This window comes from Pseudomonas alkylphenolica, assembly GCF_016009175.1.
In the GTDB taxonomy this organism is placed as follows: domain Bacteria; phylum Pseudomonadota; class Gammaproteobacteria; order Pseudomonadales; family Pseudomonadaceae; genus Aquipseudomonas; species Aquipseudomonas alkylphenolica_B.
This window is the reverse complement of record NZ_JADUCM010000025.1, coordinates 1-17,087: the sequence shown is the minus strand read 5'-3', so window position 1 is coordinate 17,087 and position 17,087 is coordinate 1. Positions and strand designations below refer to the sequence as shown.

Annotated in this window: 17 protein-coding genes; 11 read left to right on the top strand and 6 right to left on the bottom strand. The window is 60.4% G+C overall.

Going from position 1 to position 17,087, the window contains the following annotated elements; all coding sequences use genetic code 11:
* Nucleotides 1–396: 396 nt before the first annotated feature.
* Together gluQRS and dksA are read right to left on the bottom strand one after the other, a co-directional pair.
* Nucleotides 397–1,284, bottom strand: coding sequence for a tRNA glutamyl-Q(34) synthetase GluQRS (gluQRS, locus tag I5S59_RS19230; RefSeq protein ID WP_197878038.1), 888 nt, complete (start codon nucleotides 1,282–1,284; stop codon nucleotides 397–399).
* 73 nt (nucleotides 1,285–1,357) lie between these two features.
* Nucleotides 1,358–1,804, bottom strand: coding sequence for an RNA polymerase-binding protein DksA (dksA, locus tag I5S59_RS19225; protein WP_128322991.1), 447 nt, complete (start codon nucleotides 1,802–1,804; stop codon nucleotides 1,358–1,360).
* 211 nt (nucleotides 1,805–2,015) lie between these two features.
* Here dksA and I5S59_RS19220 point away from each other — a divergent pair, with 211 nt between their 5' ends.
* Both I5S59_RS19220 and sfsA read left to right on the top strand, forming a co-directional pair.
* Nucleotides 2,016–3,188: a pyridoxal phosphate-dependent aminotransferase gene (locus I5S59_RS19220; RefSeq protein WP_197878037.1), complete on the top strand. Its 1,173-nt coding sequence runs from the start codon at nucleotides 2,016–2,018 to the stop codon at nucleotides 3,186–3,188.
* Nucleotides 3,188–3,901 (top strand): DNA/RNA nuclease SfsA, encoded by a 714-nt coding sequence (gene sfsA / locus I5S59_RS19215; RefSeq protein WP_197878036.1) that lies wholly within the window; start codon nucleotides 3,188–3,190, stop codon nucleotides 3,899–3,901. Before I5S59_RS19220 ends, sfsA begins: the two co-directional genes overlap by 1 nt.
* Here sfsA and I5S59_RS19210 read toward each other — a convergent pair.
* The 4 genes from I5S59_RS19210 to I5S59_RS19195 form a co-directional block, all read right to left on the bottom strand.
* Nucleotides 3,891–4,208, bottom strand: a complete 318-nt coding sequence (locus I5S59_RS19210; protein ID WP_197878035.1) for a Rieske (2Fe-2S) protein — start codon at nucleotides 4,206–4,208, stop codon at nucleotides 3,891–3,893. The genes sfsA and I5S59_RS19210 overlap by 11 nt on opposite strands.
* Nucleotides 4,209–4,473: 265 nt before the next feature.
* Nucleotides 4,474–4,746 carry a TfoX/Sxy family protein gene (locus tag I5S59_RS19205; RefSeq protein WP_128322987.1) on the bottom strand — a complete coding sequence of 91 codons (273 nt, stop codon included), beginning with the start codon at nucleotides 4,744–4,746 and terminating at the stop codon, nucleotides 4,474–4,476.
* Nucleotides 4,747–4,908: 162 nt separating this feature from the next.
* The gene (locus tag I5S59_RS19200; protein ID WP_197878034.1) at nucleotides 4,909–5,253 is read right to left on the bottom strand and encodes a pentapeptide repeat-containing protein; all 345 of its coding nucleotides are present in this window, start codon (nucleotides 5,251–5,253) and stop codon (nucleotides 4,909–4,911) included.
* A 104-nt stretch (nucleotides 5,254–5,357) separates the two neighbouring features.
* Nucleotides 5,358–6,920, bottom strand: coding sequence for an AAA family ATPase (locus I5S59_RS19195; protein WP_197878033.1), 1,563 nt, complete (start codon nucleotides 6,918–6,920; stop codon nucleotides 5,358–5,360).
* Nucleotides 6,921–7,038: 118 nt separating this feature from the next.
* Between I5S59_RS19195 and mrcB the strand changes: the two genes are divergently transcribed.
* The 9 genes from mrcB to msrQ all read left to right on the top strand — a co-directional run bounded on the left by mrcB (nucleotide 7,039) and on the right by msrQ (nucleotide 16,875).
* Complete coding sequence (gene mrcB / locus I5S59_RS19190) at nucleotides 7,039–9,360, top strand: penicillin-binding protein 1B (RefSeq protein ID WP_197878032.1); 2,322 nt, start codon at nucleotides 7,039–7,041, stop codon at nucleotides 9,358–9,360.
* A 23-nt stretch (nucleotides 9,361–9,383) separates the two neighbouring features.
* Nucleotides 9,384–10,136 carry a tetratricopeptide repeat protein gene (locus I5S59_RS19185; protein WP_128322983.1) on the top strand — a complete coding sequence of 251 codons (753 nt, stop codon included), beginning with the start codon at nucleotides 9,384–9,386 and terminating at the stop codon, nucleotides 10,134–10,136.
* A complete protein-coding gene (locus I5S59_RS19180; protein WP_197878031.1) occupies nucleotides 10,136–10,465 on the top strand; it encodes a YqcC family protein in 330 nt (109 codons plus the stop codon). Before I5S59_RS19185 ends, I5S59_RS19180 begins: the two co-directional genes overlap by 1 nt.
* Before the next feature lie 422 nt (nucleotides 10,466–10,887).
* Nucleotides 10,888–12,612 (top strand): acetolactate synthase 3 large subunit, encoded by a 1,725-nt coding sequence (locus tag I5S59_RS19175; RefSeq protein ID WP_197878030.1) that lies wholly within the window; start codon nucleotides 10,888–10,890, stop codon nucleotides 12,610–12,612.
* A 2-nt stretch (nucleotides 12,613–12,614) separates the two neighbouring features.
* Entirely contained in the window at nucleotides 12,615–13,106 is a 492-nt protein-coding gene (gene ilvN / locus I5S59_RS19170; protein WP_010223016.1) for an acetolactate synthase small subunit, read from the top strand.
* 51 nt (nucleotides 13,107–13,157) lie between these two features.
* Entirely contained in the window at nucleotides 13,158–14,174 is a 1,017-nt protein-coding gene (gene ilvC / locus I5S59_RS19165) for a ketol-acid reductoisomerase (protein WP_128322980.1), read from the top strand.
* 146 nt (nucleotides 14,175–14,320) lie between these two features.
* A complete protein-coding gene (gene pssA, locus I5S59_RS19160) occupies nucleotides 14,321–15,178 on the top strand; it encodes a CDP-diacylglycerol--serine O-phosphatidyltransferase (protein ID WP_028944488.1) in 858 nt (285 codons plus the stop codon).
* Nucleotides 15,179–15,241: 63 nt separating this feature from the next.
* Nucleotides 15,242–16,255, top strand: a complete 1,014-nt coding sequence (gene msrP, locus I5S59_RS19155; RefSeq protein WP_197878029.1) for a protein-methionine-sulfoxide reductase catalytic subunit MsrP — start codon at nucleotides 15,242–15,244, stop codon at nucleotides 16,253–16,255.
* Nucleotides 16,255–16,875 carry a protein-methionine-sulfoxide reductase heme-binding subunit MsrQ gene (gene msrQ, locus I5S59_RS19150; RefSeq protein ID WP_197878028.1) on the top strand — a complete coding sequence of 207 codons (621 nt, stop codon included), beginning with the start codon at nucleotides 16,255–16,257 and terminating at the stop codon, nucleotides 16,873–16,875. The genes msrP and msrQ overlap by 1 nt, the downstream gene beginning before the upstream one ends.
* The last annotated feature ends 212 nt before the right edge of the window (nucleotides 16,876–17,087 follow it).

Sequence of the window (17,087 nt, the reverse complement as noted above, 5' to 3'; positions counted from 1 at the left end):
AAGAATTGAATTTATTGGGCTTTCCGGGCGAGGGCAACTGCTTTGGGTGCGTTCGGTGGTAGGGGCGGACTTATCCGCGACGGACTGCGCAGCAGTCCCATTTTTGGGGTCGCGATGCAACCCATCGCGGCGGTCCGGCGTCCCGATGCATCCCAACCTGTAGGAGCGTGGCTTGCCCGCGAAAAACGATGACGCGGTGCGTCAGGGGCACCGTGGTGCCTGGTTCGCCGGCAAGTCGGAACGCCGCCCGCTAGCTCCTGCGTCGATGGCCTACAGGTGGGATTGCTGACCCGACACCAGTTGTAGGATTTACCGGGGCGCCGGACCGCCGCAATGGACTGCACAGCAGGCCCGGCTTGGCGGCTCCCAAAAAGACAGTTGCGCCTACAACTAGCGTCAGTGCAGGTCCGCCTCAGGCACGCTCAGGCGCCGGGGGATGGCGTCGGGGTTCCAATGCGAAGCGGCCTGTGCCAGCACCTCGGTCGGCGTACCCTGCATCATGCTCGCCTCGGTCGGTTGCCCCAGCGCGCGCAGGGCACGCAGGATCAGCGGTGTGGCCTGTTCGGGCGGCAGCGGTGCGGAACGGTAACTCTTGCCCAGTTTGTGGCCGTCGGGCTGGGTGATCAAGGGCACATGCAGGTAGCGTGGTTGTGACAGGCCCAGCAGCTCCTGCAGGTACAGCTGGCGCGGGGTGTTATCGAGCAGGTCGGCGCCCCGCACAATATCGGTCACCCCTTGCCAGGCATCATCCAGCACCACTGCCAGTTGATAGGCATAAAGTCCGTCGCGTCGACGAATGACGAAATCACCCACCTCACGGCCCAGATGCTGCTCGAACGATCCTTGCACCCTGTCTTCGAAGCGATAGATCAACTCCGGGACGCGCACGCGGATGGCAGCATCGTGCTGGGCATGCCCGGCATTGCGGCACAGGCCCGGGTAAATGCCGTTATAGCCTTCCAGTTGCTTGCGCGAGCAGGTGCACGCGTACGCCAGGCCCATGGAGAACAGGCGCTGGACAACCTCGGCGTAGGCATCGTGGCGTTGGCTCTGGTAGGTCACTTCGCCGTCCCATTCCAGCCCATAGCTTTCCAGGGTATGCAGGATGGCGGCCTGGGCGCCGGGGGCCTCACGCGGCGGGTCGATATCTTCCATGCGCAGCAACCATTGCCCGCCCACCGCCCGAGCGTCGAGCCAAGAGGCGAGGGCAGCAACCAGCGAACCGAAATGTAGAAAGCCACTTGGGGTGGGGGCGAAGCGCCCGACATAGCTGGTGTGATTCATGACAACGCCGGAAAGTCAGTGGTGCACAAATGAAACGGGGCGCCCATGGCCCCCCGTTCAGGTCGGTCAGCTATCAGCCTTTACCGACGGTTTTTTCCTTTTTCTCCGCCAGTTCCTTGCAGTCGAAGCAAAGATCGGCGGTTGGACGGGCCTCAAGACGTCGCAGGCCGATCTCTACGCCACAGGCGTCGCACCAGCCGTACTCTTTGTCCTGAATCTTCTGCAGGGTCTTGTCGATCTTCTTGATCAGCTTGCGCTCGCGATCGCGGTTGCGCAGCTCCAGGGCAAACTCTTCTTCCTGGCTGGCGCGATCGGCTGGGTCCGGGAAATTGGCCGCTTCGTCCTTCATGTGGTCCACAGTCCGGTCCACACTGGTCATCAGCTCTTGCTTCCATGCCCCGAGAAGCTTGATGAAGTGCTTGCTCATGGGCTCGCCCATGTACTCTTCACCCTTGGTTTCCTTATAGGGCTCAACGCCGTACATGGTCTGACTGGCTTTCTGCTTTTCTAGGGTGGACATGTATAGACCGCCTCTCACTCTTGTAATCCATTGCGCAGGCTGCTCCATCTCCGGCGCCCGCCGGCCCTGCGACTGCGAGCCGCCGAACTTACCAGATCGAATCGGGGCGCGCTACTCCCGGTTGCCTTCGTAGTAGACCGCAGGTTTAGCCACACGTTCGTCCCGGCACATGGGTAGAATCATTATTCTAGACCCATTTGAGAGAAGGCTGATGGCCCAGTCCTACAGTGCGCGCAGCCGCGCCATAGAACCCTTCCACGTCATGGCCCTGCTGGCGCGCGCCAATGAGTTGCAGGCCAGCGGCCACGATGTGATCCACCTGGAGATCGGCGAGCCGGACTTCACCACCGCCGCACCGATTGTAGAAGCGGGCCAGGCTGCCCTGGCTGCCGGGCATACCCGCTACACCGCCGCGCGAGGTTTGCCGGCGCTGCGCGAGGCGATTGCCGGCTTCTACCAGCAGCGTTACGGACTGGATATCGACCCGCAGCGCATCCTCATCACCCCGGGCGGCTCAGGTGCCTTGTTGCTGGCCAGCAGCCTGCTGGTCGACCCGGGCAAACACTGGCTGCTGGCCGATCCCGGCTACCCGTGCAACCGCCATTTCCTGCGCCTGGTCGAAGGTGGCGCGCAGCTGGTGCCGGTCGGCCCCGAGGTCAATTACCAGCTGACGGCAGACCTGGTCGAACGCTACTGGGACCAGGACACGGTCGGCGCCCTGGTCGCCTCCCCGGCGAACCCGACCGGTACCGTGCTCGATCGTACCGAACTGGCTGGCCTGTCAGCGGCGACCCGTGCGCACAATGGTCACCTGGTGGTCGATGAGATTTACCACGGGCTGACCTACGGCATGGATGCCGCCAGCGTACTGGAAGTCGATGACGACGCGTTTGTACTGAATAGTTTTTCCAAGTATTTCGGCATGACCGGCTGGCGTCTCGGCGGGGGGGGGGCGCCGCCCGCCGCCGTCGGGGACCTGGAGAAACTGGCACAGAACCTCTACATCAGTGCCCCGAGCATGGCGCAACAGGCTGCACTGGCGTGTTTCGAGCCGCAGACCCTGGCCATCCTCGAAGAACGCCGCGCCGAATTTGGCCGGCGCCGCGACTTCCTTTTGCCCGCCCTGCGTGAGCTGGGCTTCCGGATTGCCGTGGAGCCGCAAGGGGCGTTCTATCTGTATGCCGATATCAGTGCCTTTGGCGGCGATGCATTCGCGTTTTGCCAGCACTTTCTTGAAACCGAGCATGTCGCCTTCACCCCGGGACTGGACTTTGGCCGCTACCAGGCGGGCCACCATGTGCGCTTCGCCTACACCCAGAGCCTGCCGCGCCTGGAACAAGCAGTTGAGCGTATTGCCCGTGGTTTGCGGAGCTGGCAAGGCTGATGCGATTTTCTCCCGAACTTGAATGTGGGCGTTTGCTGCGCCGCTACAAGCGCTTCCTCGCAGACATCGAGCTGGCCAATGGCGAGCAGATGACCATCCACTGCCCCAATACCGGCTCCATGCTCAACTGCATGGTAGAAGGCGGACAGGTCTGGTTCAGCCGCTCCAACGATCCCAAGCGCAAGCTACCCGGTACCTGGGAAATCAGCGAAACCCCTCAGGGACGGCTGGCCTGCGTGAATACCGGGCGGGCCAATGCGCTGGTCGAGGAGGCGCTGCTGGCCGGGCGTATCCCTGAATTGGCGGGGTTTACCGGGTTGAAGCGCGAAGTGCCCTATGGCGAAGAGCGCAGCCGCATCGACTTTCGCCTGGATTTCGCCCAGGGGCCGGCTTATGTCGAGGTCAAGAGCGTAACCCTGGGGTTCCCCGGCTCGACGGTAGCGGCGTTTCCTGATGCCGTGACCCAGCGAGGCGCGAAGCACCTGCGTGAGCTGGCTGCGCTCGCCCGTCAGGGGGTACGCGCGGTGCAACTGTACTGTGTGAACCTTAGCGGCATTGAGGCGGTACGCCCGGCGCATGAGATCGATGCGGCCTACGCCGTCGCATTGCGTGCAGCCGTGGCTGAGGGGGTGGAAGTGCTGGCCTATGGCACCCGTATCGATAGTGAGGCGGTCATCATCGATCGTGCCCTCCCGGTATTGCTTACTCCGTGAGCCAGATGCCCTGGCTGTCTTCCCGGCAGCTCAGGGCGATCAATTGATCGCCTTCGCAGGGGCCGGCTACGCACTCGCCGGACTCGATCAGAAACAGCGCGCCATGGCGGCCGCAGGCTATCAGGCTGGCGCTGCTGTCGAGAAACTGGTCAGGCTCCCAGTTCAGCGGGATGCCGCGGTGGGGGCAGCGATTGCGGTACAGGTAGACCTGCCCGGCACGGCGCACGGCAAACACCGAGATGTCATCGACAGTGAAACCGCGGCTGCGGCCTTCAGCCAATTCGTCGGGTAAACAGAGAAAGTGCATGGTCCTGAGGGTCCTGCGTGAAGGGGCCGCAACGGACGCTTTATACCTTGTGGCTGGAGGGTTATCCACCCGGCTGGCCGCCGGGAGAAACTCCGGGCAAAAAAAGACCCGGCAAAAAGCCGGGTCAATAACCGTGATTAGCCTGATGAGGAGATAATCTGAAAGTCCGAACCAGGGGCCTTCATCTTACCCAACCGATCTCGCGACCAGTTGTGGTAATCATAACGATTCTCATTACGGTGTCAATCACCGTGACTCACTATTTTCAATTATTTTTTCGCAGGGTCTTGGCATCCAGTTGTTGATTGAGGGCTTCTTTGCGCTCGGGCGGAATGTCGTTCCAGTGCATATCAAGCAACGCGCCTTCAATGGCGTACAGCAGCACCTTGGAAGCCCGAAATCCCCGGGTGCGCACCGCCTGGTAGGCATTCACCGCGCCAAGACGCCGTAAATCCGAAGCGCTGTGGATGCCGACCGCATGCAGCCACTGCGCGGAGGTCTTGCCAAGGTTTTTCAGATGCTGAAGTTCATCGTTCATCAAGCCTCCTTGCGACGGCTGAACGGGTCTTGTGAAGGTATCGCTGGCAGGTCAATGAGCAGTGTAGCGGCACTTGGAAAATACGCGGCTTTTTGCCATCGTTCGGCCGACGGGTAGCCGAAAACAACCCGCCAGGCCGCAGCTGGCGGGGCAGGAGAGCACTCAGCGAGTGCGGTAGCGCAGGCGGGTGCCGAAGTTTACCGACATCAGAATTTCATCGGCGCTCAGCGCGGCGGGAAAGTAGGTGCCGGATATTTGCGCATGGGAAAGGCTAGCGCCTTCGAGGCCATTGTCGCGAAGGTCCAGGCCGCGCAGATCGGCGGCGCGAAAGTAGGCGTCGGTGAAATCGATGCCGGCGGTGTCCAGCTCGCGCAGGTCGAGACCACGAAAGTCGCCGCCGCGAAAATCGATGACAGCATCCTGAGGCTTTTCGCGATTGAAGCTGGCGATCTGTTCGTCATGCACCAATGCGTACAGTGCGCTGTCCAGTTGCCGTGGCTGATTCATGAGGCGCCTCCTTGTTTGGACTTGTGGTGACACTATAGTGCCACCACTCGGAAGGCGCCCGGATTCAGGTATGAAGTGTCGACTGCTTCACGTCCTGACGGGGATCAGAGGCCTGGCAGGCGCTGACGGATCTGCCCGACCAGTTGGTCCAGGCTGCCGCTTTCGTTGGTTTCCACGCGCTTGCTCTGCAACTGTTCTTCAGCGCTCAGCGGGTCACGGCTGGCGTGTTGTGCCTTGATGACGTCCAGGGTGGCATCCGACGGATCGTTTCGCTCGGCCTGACGCTGTGCCAGCCAGCTGGCGATGACGGCGTCGGGCGCATTGCAGTCAAGGATCAGGAACGGCACGCCGGTCGCGCTGGCGACGTGTGCTGCGGCCTGGCGCTGCGCGTGCTTGAGGTAAGTGGCATCGATCACCACCGGGAACCCGGCGCGCAGAACAGTCTCTGCCAGGGTGTGCAGGTGGGCGTAAGTAACCTGGCTGGCGTCTTCGCTGTAGATGCCTGCTTGCAGTTGGCCGGCGCTGGCGGCTGCCTGTTCACCGAACAGGCGCTTGCGCTCGACATCCGATCGCAGGCGCACGGCGCCCAGCGCATCGACCAGGCGCATGGCTACATGGCTCTTGCCGACGGCGGAAACACCGTGGGTAATGGCCAGGAAACGCGAAGGGATAGCGCTGTAGCTCTCGGCGAGGTTGGCGTAGTTACGGTAAGTGCGCAGGGTAGTGGCGCGCTGCACCGCATCGGCGTCGGCGCCCATGCTGAACAGGGCTACCTTGGCGCGTACCAGGGCGCGGTAGGCTTTGTAGAAGTTCAACAGTTCAAGGCCTGCATAGTCGCCGGTCAGTTCCAGGTACTGGCTGACGAAGCGACGCGACAGCGACTTCAGGCCGCGGTCTTCCAGGTCCATCGCCAGGAAGCCGACGTCGGCATAAACATCGGTCAGGCGGAATGGCTCGTTGAATTCGATGCAGTCGAAAATCACCACCTTGCCATCGATCAGGGTGGCGTTGCCCAAGTGGATGTCACCGTGGCATTCACGAATGAAGCCTTCGGCCTTGCGTGCTTCGAACAGGCCATGCAGGCGCTTGAAGTTATCCTCGGCCCAGGCTTGCAGTGCATCGAGTTGCTGCAGGTCGGCCTTGTCGCTGAGGAACGGGCGGATCTGTTCGAAGTTTTGCGAAACCGGCGCCATGACCGCGTCCGGGGTACCCAATGGGTGCTCCACGGCAACTTTGGGTGCATCGAGGTGGAAGCGGGCGATCTGTCCGGCCATCTGGTCGATGTGCTCGGCAGTCAGTTCGCCATTGGCTTGCAGGGTGCTGAGCATCTGGCTCTGAGGGAACTGGCGCATTTTCAGCGCGTATTCGATCGGCTCGCCTTCACCGCCCAGTTGCGGTGCCTCAGCGCTACCGGTGATGGGCAGCACATCCAGGTACAGGCCTTCGGTCAGGCGCTGGTTCAGGCGCAACTCTTCGTTACAGAAGTGTTTTCGCGCCGACAGTTCGGTGAAGTCGAGGAAGCCGAAATTCATCGGTTTCTTGATCTTGTAGGCGTAGTCGCCCGTCAGCACCACCCAGGAAATATGGGTTTCGATAACCTGGAAGTCCTTGACCGGGTGGGGAAACAGGGCGGGGTTCTGCAGCGCGGCGATCAAGACTTGGCTCACGGGCGATCCTTGTGGGTCTGAGTGATTTCGAGTCGGCCATTATGGCGGCAAGCGAGGGATGTGCAAACCGCCGGAGGGCGCCTGTCGATGATCGATAAAGTGCGTATAATCCGCCGCCATGACTCGTACCCGATCCCCCCGTACCCCGAAAAAACGCCCGTCTGGCCGCTCGCGCGCCTGGCTGGGCTGGGCCATCAAGCTCAGCCTGGTCGGCCTTGTGGTACTGGCCGGTTTTGCCGTTTACCTCGACGCTGTGGTCCAGGAGAAGTTCTCCGGCAAGCGCTGGACCATCCCGGCCAAGGTGTATGCCCGGCCGCTAGAGCTGTTCGTCGGCCAGAAGCTGAGCAAGGAAGACTTCCTGATTGAGCTCGATGCCCTCGGCTATCGCCGTGAAAGCGTGGCCAATGGCCCGGGCGCTGCAGCGGTCAGCGGCAATACCGTCGACCTGAACACCCGTGGCTTCCAGTTCTATGAAGGCATGGAGCAGGCGCAGGCCGTGCGCGTGCGTTTTTCCGGTGATTACGTCGCCGGCCTCAGTGGTATCAATGGCTCCAAGCTCGACGTTGTGCGCCTGGAGCCTCTGCTCATTGGCGGCCTGTACCCGAAGAACCTTGAAGACCGCATCCTGATCAAGCTTGATCAGGTGCCGCCGTACCTGCTCGAAACCCTGGTGGCCGTGGAAGACCGCGACTTTTATAGCCATTTTGGTGTGTCGCCCAAGTCGATTGCCCGTGCCGTCTGGGTCAACACGTCCTCGGGCGCCATGCGTCAGGGCGGCAGTACCCTGACCCAACAGCTGGTCAAGAACTTCTACCTGACCAACGAACGTAGCCTGAGCCGCAAGCTGACCGAAGCGATGATGGCCCTGCTGCTGGAGCTGCACTACGACAAGCGCGAGATTCTCGAGGCTTACCTCAACGAAGTATTTGTTGGCCAGGATGGTCAGCGTGCGGTGCACGGCTTCGGCCTGGCCAGCCAGTTCTTCTTCAGCCAGCCGCTGTCTGAACTGAAGCTGCATCAGGTGGCGCTGCTGGTCGGCATGGTCAAGGGGCCGTCGTACTACAACCCGCGCCGCTATCCGGAGCGTGCCACCGTACGGCGTAACCTGGTACTCGACCTGCTGGCCGAGCAGGGCGTGGCCACCCCCGAGGCAGTCGCTGCGGCGAAGAAAATGCCACTGGGCGTAACCAAGCGCGGCAGCCTGGCCGACAGCTCGTTCCCGGGCTTCCTTGACCTGGTCAAACGTCAGCTGCGTCAAGACTACCGTGACGAAGACTTGACCGAAGAAGGCCTGCGCATCTTCACCAGCTTCGACCCGATCTTGCAGATGAAGTCCGAATCGGCCATGGCCGAGACCTTCAAGCGCCTGGCCGGGCGCAAAGGAGCTGACGAGGTCGAAGCGGCAATGGTGGTGACCAACCCGGAAACCGGTGAGGTGCAGGCCTTGATCGGCAGTCGCCAGGCAGGCTTCGCGGGATTCAACCGGGCCATTGATGCGGTGCGGCCGATTGGCTCGCTGGTCAAGCCGGCGGTGTACCTGACCGCGCTGGAAAAACCGAGCAAGTACACCCTGACCAGTTGGGTCCAGGATGAGCCGTTCTCGGTCAAAGGTGCCGACGGCCAGGTATGGCGGCCACAGAACTACGATCGCCGTTCCCATGGCACCATTTATCTGTACCAGGGCCTGGCGAACTCCTACAACCTGTCGACGGCCAAGCTGGGCCTGGAACTGGGTGTGCCCAATGTACTCAAAACCATAGGGCGCCTGGGTGTGAACGTCGACTGGCCGGCATTCCCGTCGATGCTGCTGGGTGCTGGCGGCATGTCGCCGATGCAGGTCGCCACCATGTACCAGACGTTGGCCAACGGTGGCTTCAATACGCCGATGCGCGGTATTCGCAGCGTGCTGACTGCTGAGGGCGAACCGCTCAAGCGCTACCCGTTCCAGATCCAGCAGAGCTTCGATCCGGGGGCTATCTACCTGGTCCAGAACGCCATGCAGCGGGTGATGCGCGAAGGTACCGGCCGCTCGGTCTACAGTGTGCTGCCAAGCTCGCTGAACCTGGCCGGTAAAACCGGTACCAGCAACGATTCACGTGACAGCTGGTTCGCAGGTTTCAGTCAGGACCTGCTGGCCGTGGTCTGGCTTGGTCGTGACGACAACGGCAAGACACCGTTCACCGGTGCCACCGGTGCACTGCAGGTCTGGACCAGTTTCATGCGCAAGGCCGACCCGCTGCCGCTGGATATGCCATTGCCGGACAACGTGGTGCAGGCCTGGGTCGATCCACACACCGGGCAGGGTTCTGATGGCAGTTGCCCGGGGGCCGTACAGATGCCGTATATTCGCGGCAGTGAACCGCCTGCCGGCGCCGCCTGTGGCGGCACGCAGGATCCCGCCGAGTCCGTCATGGACTGGGTCAAGGGCTGGATGAATTAAGCACTAGGCAACGAGGGTGTGACGTGAACAAGTGGTTGTTTCCTGCCTTGACGGCATTGGCTTTGCTCAACGGTTGTGCCAGCGTTCAACGCGGCTCGATCCCTGTGGTTGACTCCAGCACGCGCGTGTCCAACAGCGAGCGGGTCACGGCCAACCGTGCCGCCCAGGCCAACGCCGGCACGCGCCAGGCCCAGGCCGTGCCTCAGGATTCCGGTGTCACCGTCATGGTCCCGCAAGGGGCGGGTGCGGCGCCGATCCAGACCTTCCCGGCCTCGACGGCGCCTGCGCCGATCAGCACCGGGCCGATTACACCGGGCCCGAGCACTGCCGCGCCGTTTGACAGCGGTTCGGCCAACGGCGGCAGCTACACCATGCCCAGCACCGCCCCGAGCGCACCCACCGGCATTCCGCGCAGTGCTGCACCCAGTGGTGGCCTCTCAGCAGACGAACAGCTTGATGGTCCGGTACTGGCGTTGCTGACCACCGCCCAGCAACAGCAGGGCAGTGGCGACTACAACGGCGCCTCGTCCAGCCTGGAGCGCGCCCAGCGTATCGCCCCGCGCGAGCCGCAGGTGCTCTACCGCCTGGCCCAGGTGCGCCTGGCCCAAGGTGATGCCGCGCAGTCCGAGCAGCTGGCGCGTCGCGCCCTGACCTACGCCAACGGTCGCCCCGACCTGCAGGCCGGGCTGTGGAACATCATTGCCCAGGCCCGTGAAAAACAGGGCGACTCGGCGGGTGCGGCGCTGGCGCGGCAAAAAGCCCAGGTCAGCCTCTGATGGACCCGCGCATTCTCGATATTGCCGATCACCTGCTGCTGATCGAGCACGAACTCCACGCCCAGGGCTGGTGGAGCGATGTGTCGCCAGGCGCCCAGGCACTGGCCAGTACCGTGCCCTTCGCCGTCGACAGCATGAGCTTCGATCAGTGGTTGCAGTGGATTTTCCTGCCGCGGATGAAAGAGATTCTCGAGAAGGGCCTGCCATTGCCAAACGCATCGGGCATCCTCGTCATGGCTGAAACGGTATACGTGGATCGCCCGGAGGAAAGTCGCGAGCTACGCAGGCTGCTAGCAGAGTTTGACCAATTGATCAGTCCATCTGCCTGAATTTCCCTCTTTTACCCCTTAGAGCCACAGATTGTGGCTCTTTTTGTTTGTATTGTTTGTTTTTCTGCTGCTGTCTTTGGCAATAGTGGTGGCGACGGTTCGTCCTTGCGATAAATTGGCAATAATTTTTCTTGACTTGCGCGCGCCGAAAAAGAAGAATCCAGATTCCGCTGTAGAGGGACTGCCAGAAGCAGACCCGCTAAGCAGATCATGAGGCGCACACCCGCGCCGACCTGTTACACCCCGCAACGCGTTACCTCGCGCTGGGTGGGAAAACCCCGCAACACTTTGGGGCGCTCCCAATACTTGCTCAGTCAGTGCTGACGTAGTCGGCGATTCCGTCGCTCATGCTCTGCTTGGCAGTAAACCTATTAAGACCCGTCCACCGTGGGCGGTATTCTGGCGTTTTAGAGGTGAACAACGTGGAGCTTTTATCTGGCGCTGAGATGGTCGTCCGCTTTTTGCGTGACGAAGGCGTTAAGCACATCTACGGGTACCCTGGTGGTGCTCTTCTTCATGTTTACGATGCCCTGTTCAAAGAACCGGAAGTCAGTCATATCCTGGTTCGTCACGAGCAGGCCGCTACCCATATGGCGGACGGTTACGCCCGTGCCACCGGCAAAGCCGGTGTGGTACTGGTAACTTCCGGTCCAGGCGCGACCAATGCCATTACCGGCATTGCAACTGCCTATATGGATTCCGTTCCGATGGTCATCCTGTCCGGTCAGGTGCCTAGCACCATGGTTGGTACCGATGCCTTCCAGGAAACCGACATGATCGGTATTTCCCGGCCGATCGTGAAGCACAGCTTCATGATCAAGCACGCCTCGGAAATCCCGGAAGTCCTGAAAAAAGCTTTCTACCTCGCGCAGTCCGGCCGTCCAGGCCCGGTTGTGGTCGATATCCCGAAAGATATGACCAACCCGGCGGAGAAGTTTGAATACGTCTACCCGAAAAAGGTCAAGCTGCGTTCCTACAGCCCGGCCGTTCGTGGTCACTCCGGACAAATCCGCAAGGCCGCCGAAATGCTCCTGGCCGCCAAGCGTCCAGTGGTCTATGCCGGTGGTGGCGTGATCCTCGGCGGCGGCTCCGCTGCCCTGACCGAAATCGCCCAGATGCTCAACCTGCCGGTCACCAACACCTTGATGGGCCTGGGTGGCTATCCGGGTACCGACCGCCAGTTCCTCGGCATGCTCGGTATGCACGGCAGCTACACCGCCAACCTGGCCATGCACCACGCCGATGTGATCTTCGCTGTCGGTGCGCGCTTTGACGACCGCGTTGTCAACGGTCCGGCCAAGTTCTGCCCGAACGCCAAAGTTATCCACATCGATATCGACCCGGCATCGATCTCCAAGACCATCAAGGCCGACGTACCGATCGTAGGTCCGGTCGACAGCGTCCTGACCGAAATGGTTGCGACCTTGCGCGAAATCGGCGAACTGCCGGAAAAAGCCGCAATCGACGCCTGGTGGAAGCAGATCGAAGAGTGGCGTGGCGATCGCGACATGTTCCCTTACGACAAGGGCGACGGTAGCGTCATCAAGCCGCAGACCGTCATCGAGACCCTGTGCGAAGTGACTAAGGGCGACGCCTTCATCACCTCCGATGTGGGTCAGCACCAGATGTTCGCGGCGCAGTACTACCGCTTCAACAAACCCAATCGCTGGATCAACTCCGGCGGCCTGGGCACCATGGGCTTCGGTTTCCCCGCAGCCATGGGCGTTAAGCTGAACTTCCCGGACCAGGACGTTGCCTGCGTTACCGGTGAGGGCAGCATCCAGATGAACATTCAGGAGCTGTCGACCTGCCTGCAGTACGACCTGCCGGTGAAGATCGTCAACCTGAACAACGGTGTATTGGGTATGGTCCGCCAGTGGCAGGACATGGCCTACAACAGCCGTCACTCGCACTCCTATATGGAATCGCTGCCTGACTTCGTCAAGCTGGCTGAAGCCTATGGTCATGTGGGCATTCGCATCACCAGCCTGAAAGACCTCAAGCCCAAGCTCGAAGAAGCGTTCGCCATGAAAGATCGCCTGGTGTTCATCGACATTCAGGTCGACAACAGCGAGCACGTCTACCCGATGCAGATCAAAGACGGCTCTATGCGCGATATGTGGCTGAGCAAGACGGAGCGTACCTAATCATGCGGCACATTATTTCCCTGCTGTTGGAAAACGAACCCGGTGCCTTGTCTCGCGTGGTCGGTCTGTTCTCGCAGCGTAACTACAACATCGAAAGCCTGACCGTAGCGCCGACCGAAGACCCGACCCTGTCGCGTCTGACGTTGACCACGGTCGGTCATGATGAGGTGATCGAACAGATCACCAAAAACCTGAACAAGCTGGTTGAAGTCGTCAAGCTGGTCGACCTCTCGGAAAGCGCGCATATCGAACGTGAACTGATGCTGGTGAAGATCAAGGCCACGGGCGCTCAGCGTGCCGAGATCAAACGCACCACCGATATCTATCGTGGGCAGATCGTCGATGTCAGCAGCAGCGTCTATACCGTTCAGCTGACTGGCGCCAGCGATAAGCTTGACAGCTTCATTCAGGCCATCGGTACCGCGTCCATTCTCGAAACAGTGCGCAGTGGCGTCACCGGCATTGCCCGTGGCGACAAAGTGCTCAGCATCTAACTCAAAAAATTAGCGATGGCCCTAAAGGGCCGAGATAACAGGGGTATTTTCATGAAAGTTTTCTACGACAAAGACTGCGACCTTTCGATCATCCAGGGCAAGAAAGTTGCCATCATCGGTTACGGCTCCCAGGGCCACGCTCAAGCGTGCAACCTGAAAGACTCCGGTGTGGATGTCACTGTCGGTCTGCGTAAAGGTTCGGCCACCGTTGCCAAAGCCGAAGCTCACGGCCTGAAAGTTGCCGATGTAGCCTCCGCTGTTGCTGCTGCCGACCTGGTCATGATCCTGACCCCGGACGAGTTCCAAGGCCAGCTGTACAAGAACGAAATCGAGCCGAACATCAAGAAAGGCGCCACCCTGGCCTTCTCCCACGGCTTCGCCATCCACTACAACCAGGTTGTGCCACGTGGTGACCTGGACGTGATCATGATCGCGCCAAAAGCGCCAGGTCACACTGTACGTTCCGAGTTCGTCAAAGGCGGCGGTATCCCTGACCTGATCGCTATCTACCAGGACGCCTCGGGCAACGCCAAAAACGTTGCACTGTCCTACGCTGCAGGCGTTGGCGGCGGCCGTACCGGCATCATCGAAACCACCTTCAAGGACGAGACCGAAACCGACCTGTTCGGTGAACAAGCCGTTCTGTGTGGCGGTACCGTCGAGCTGGTCAAAGCCGGTTTCGAAACCCTGGTTGAAGCGGGCTACGCGCCAGAAATGGCTTACTTCGAGTGCCTGCACGAACTGAAACTGATCGTTGACCTCATGTACGAAGGCGGTATCGCCAACATGAACTACTCGATCTCCAACAACGCTGAATACGGCGAGTACGTGACCGGCCCGGAAGTCATCAACGCCGAATCCCGTCAGGCCATGCGCAACGCACTGAAGCGCATCCAGGACGGCGAATACGCCAAGATGTTCATCAGCGAAGGCGCTACCGGCTACCCATCGATGACCGCCAAGCGTCGTAACAACGCCGCTCACGGCATCGAAATCATCGGCGAGCAACTGCGCTCGATGATGCCTTGGATCTCGGCGAACAAAATCGTCGACAAAGCCAAGAACTAATCGGCTTTTGATGCGATGAAAACGCGGCTTCGGCCGCGTTTTTTCGTTTAGGCGGTCAGCTTCTGGTATAAAGCTTCATCGTCTGTCGGCGAACCCTCGCCGCAGACTTCTGTCGAAACTTTCCACACCGTTGCAAGGTAATGTCCATGAGCGAACGTCCCGAAGAGCCGAACAAGGCCTCTGACGCCGAAAGCCTGCTACCGATCGATGAGCATGTTGAAGAAGGGCATGACGCCGAAGGACGCAAGGTTCGGCACCGCGGCATCTATCTGCTGCCCAACTTGTTCACCACTGCGAACCTGTTCGCTGGTTTCTATTCCATCATCAACTCCATGAGTGCCCAGGCGGCCCTCAGTGCGGGTGACCCGCGCGAGGCAAGCAAGTACTTTGCATTTGCTGCCATTGCCATTTTCGTTGCCATGGTGCTCGACGGCCTCGACGGCCGTGTGGCACGCATGACCAACACCCAGAGTGCCTTCGGTGCCGAGTACGACTCATTGTCGGATATGGTCGCCTTCGGTGTAGCCCCGGCGCTGCTGGCCTTCGGCTGGGCCCTGGGTGACATGGGCAAGGTCGGCTGGATGGTTGCCTTCATCTATGTCGCGGGTGCAGCGCTGCGTCTGGCGCGTTTCAACACCCAGGTCGGCACCGCCGACAAGCGCTACTTCATTGGCCTGGCAAGCCCGGCTGCGGCGGGTGTTGTAGCCGGTACCGTATGGGCGTTCAGCGACTACGGTATCCAGGGCTCGAAACTGTCGTTCCTGGTGGCGTTGCTGGTCGCAGCAGCAGGTATGCTGATGGTCAGCAACATCAAGTACAACAGCTTCAAGGAGCTGGACCTCAAGGGCCGTGTACCATTCGTAGCGATCCTCGCGGTGGTGCTGGTGTTCGCGGTAGTCTTCAGTGATCCACCGCGCATTCTGCTGCTGGTGTTCCTCGGCTACGCGGCCTCCGGTCCGGTGCAGTACCTGCTGCGCATCCGTCGGCGGAAAAACATCGAGTGATGTAATTTCGTTCGGGCTCCGTAGTCTACTGGTGCATCAGTCCTCCAGTTCTACGGAGCCATCATGCTTATCAAGCTGTCCAAAGCCTCCGATTGCCAAGAGTCGGACGTCACCCCCGAATCCCTGTATGTATCCCGTCGCGCGTTGCTGGGTGGCTCAGTTGCTGCCGTGGCCGTTTCTGCATTGCCGCGTTGGGCGAGTGCAGGGGAGGTGTCACGCTACGCCGATGTCGAGGCGAGCACCGCTCCGGCCTGGTTTGCAGACAAGCTTGATGCTACCCGCTGGCAGGCGATTACCGCCCCGGGGGAAGCGATCGCACCCTATAAAGACGCCACGCACTACAACAACTTCTATGAGTTCGGGACCGACAAGGGTGACCCCGCGGCCAATGCCGGCAGCCTGAAAACCGAGCCCTGGACGGTGGTAGTGGACGGGGAGGTGGGTAAGCCCGGGCGCTATGCGCTGGAAGACTTCATGAAGCCTTATCAGCTGGAGGAGCGCATTTATCGCCTGCGATGTGTCGAGGCCTGGTCCATGGTCATACCCTGGCTTGGCTTTCCCTTGTCGGCATTGCTCAAGCAGGTGGAGCCAACCTCGAAGGCGCGCTACATCCGTTTTGAAACACTGCAGGACCCCAAGAGCATGCCGGGGCAGCGTTCCAATTTTGCCCTGATCGACTGGCCTTATATAGAAGGCCTGCGTCTTGATGAAGCAATGAACCCTTTGGCGATCCTGGCGGTTGGCATGTATGGCCGCGAACTGCCCAACCAGAACGGTGCGCCGCTGCGCCTGGTAGTGCCCTGGAAGTATGGCTTCAAGAGCATCAAGTCGATTGTGCGTATCAGCCTGGTGACAGAGCAGCCGCGTACCACCTGGCAGGCCATTGCGCCGGAAGAGTATGGCTTCTATGCCAACGTCAATCCTGAAGTGGATCACCCGCGCTGGACCCAGGCCCGGGAACGGCGCCTGCCCAGCGGCCTGTTTAGTCCCAACGTGCGTCCGACGCAAATGTTCAATGGTTACGCCGAGGAAGTAGCGGGGCTCTACAGTGGGCTCGACCTGAGGAAGAACTACTGATGCGCTTTCCACTGTTTCGCCTTGGCATTTTTATCCTGGCGAGTATCTGGCCGTTGTGGTGGCTGTATGAGGCGGCCATGAATGCGCTGGGGCCGGACCCGGGCAAGATTCTTGTCGATCGCCTTGGGTTGGGCGCGCTGATCTTTTTGCTGATCACTCTGAGCATGACGCCGCTACAGCGTTTGACCGGTTGGGCGGGGTGGATCGTCTCACGCCGGCAGCTCGGGTTGTGGTGCTTTGCTTATATAGTGCTGCACATGACTTCCTATATGGTCTTCGTCCTGGGGCTGGACTGGGGGCAGTTGGGGGTGGAATTGAGCAAGCGGCCGTACATTATTGTTGGTGCGTTGGGCTTTCTTGGATTGTTGGCGTTGGCTGTTACGTCCAATCGTTATAGTCAGCGCCGGCTGGGTGCGCGCTGGAAGAAGTTGCACAAGCTGGTTTATGTGATTCTGGTGTTGGGCTTGCTGCACTTTCTGTGGATAGTGCGGGCTGATCTCAAAGAGTGGGTTGTGTATGCGGGTATTGGTGCGTTCCTGCTGGCGCTTCGTATCCCGCTGCTTGCCAAACGAATCCCGCGCCTTGCGAGTCGAAAAACAGCTTCTGTAACAAAAGCTTGAATAAGTGCTTGACGCCCCTGTGGATCTGTCTATAATTCGCCCCACTTCCGGCGCAGTCGGAACGGAAAACTCCTTGAGATTCAATGAGTTAGATGTTCCAGGTAGTACCGGAGGGGCTTCGATCGAAAGATCGGCAGCGGTGAAAAAGGTGGTTGACAGCGGATTGAAACGCTGTAGAATTCGCCTCCCGCTGACGAGAGATCGCAGCGAGT

Coding starts and splice junctions, on each gene's coding strand:
- gluQRS (WP_197878038.1), bottom strand. CDS start 1,284: ATGAATCACACCAGCTATGTCGGGCGCTTCGCCCCCACCCCAAGTGGC.
- dksA (WP_128322991.1), bottom strand. CDS start 1,804: ATGTCCACCCTAGAAAAGCAGAAAGCCAGTCAGACCATGTACGGCGTT.
- I5S59_RS19220 (WP_197878037.1), top strand. CDS start 2,016: ATGGCCCAGTCCTACAGTGCGCGCAGCCGCGCCATAGAACCCTTCCAC.
- sfsA (WP_197878036.1), top strand. CDS start 3,188: ATGCGATTTTCTCCCGAACTTGAATGTGGGCGTTTGCTGCGCCGCTAC.
- I5S59_RS19210 (WP_197878035.1), bottom strand. CDS start 4,208: ATGCACTTTCTCTGTTTACCCGACGAATTGGCTGAAGGCCGCAGCCGC.
- I5S59_RS19205 (WP_128322987.1), bottom strand. CDS start 4,746: ATGAACGATGAACTTCAGCATCTGAAAAACCTTGGCAAGACCTCCGCG.
- I5S59_RS19200 (WP_197878034.1), bottom strand. CDS start 5,253: ATGAATCAGCCACGGCAACTGGACAGCGCACTGTACGCATTGGTGCAT.
- mrcB (WP_197878032.1), top strand. CDS start 7,039: ATGACTCGTACCCGATCCCCCCGTACCCCGAAAAAACGCCCGTCTGGC.
- I5S59_RS19180 (WP_197878031.1), top strand. CDS start 10,136: ATGGACCCGCGCATTCTCGATATTGCCGATCACCTGCTGCTGATCGAG.
- ilvN (WP_010223016.1), top strand. CDS start 12,615: ATGCGGCACATTATTTCCCTGCTGTTGGAAAACGAACCCGGTGCCTTG.
- ilvC (WP_128322980.1), top strand. CDS start 13,158: ATGAAAGTTTTCTACGACAAAGACTGCGACCTTTCGATCATCCAGGGC.
- pssA (WP_028944488.1), top strand. CDS start 14,321: ATGAGCGAACGTCCCGAAGAGCCGAACAAGGCCTCTGACGCCGAAAGC.
- msrP (WP_197878029.1), top strand. CDS start 15,242: ATGCTTATCAAGCTGTCCAAAGCCTCCGATTGCCAAGAGTCGGACGTC.
- msrQ (WP_197878028.1), top strand. CDS start 16,255: ATGCGCTTTCCACTGTTTCGCCTTGGCATTTTTATCCTGGCGAGTATC.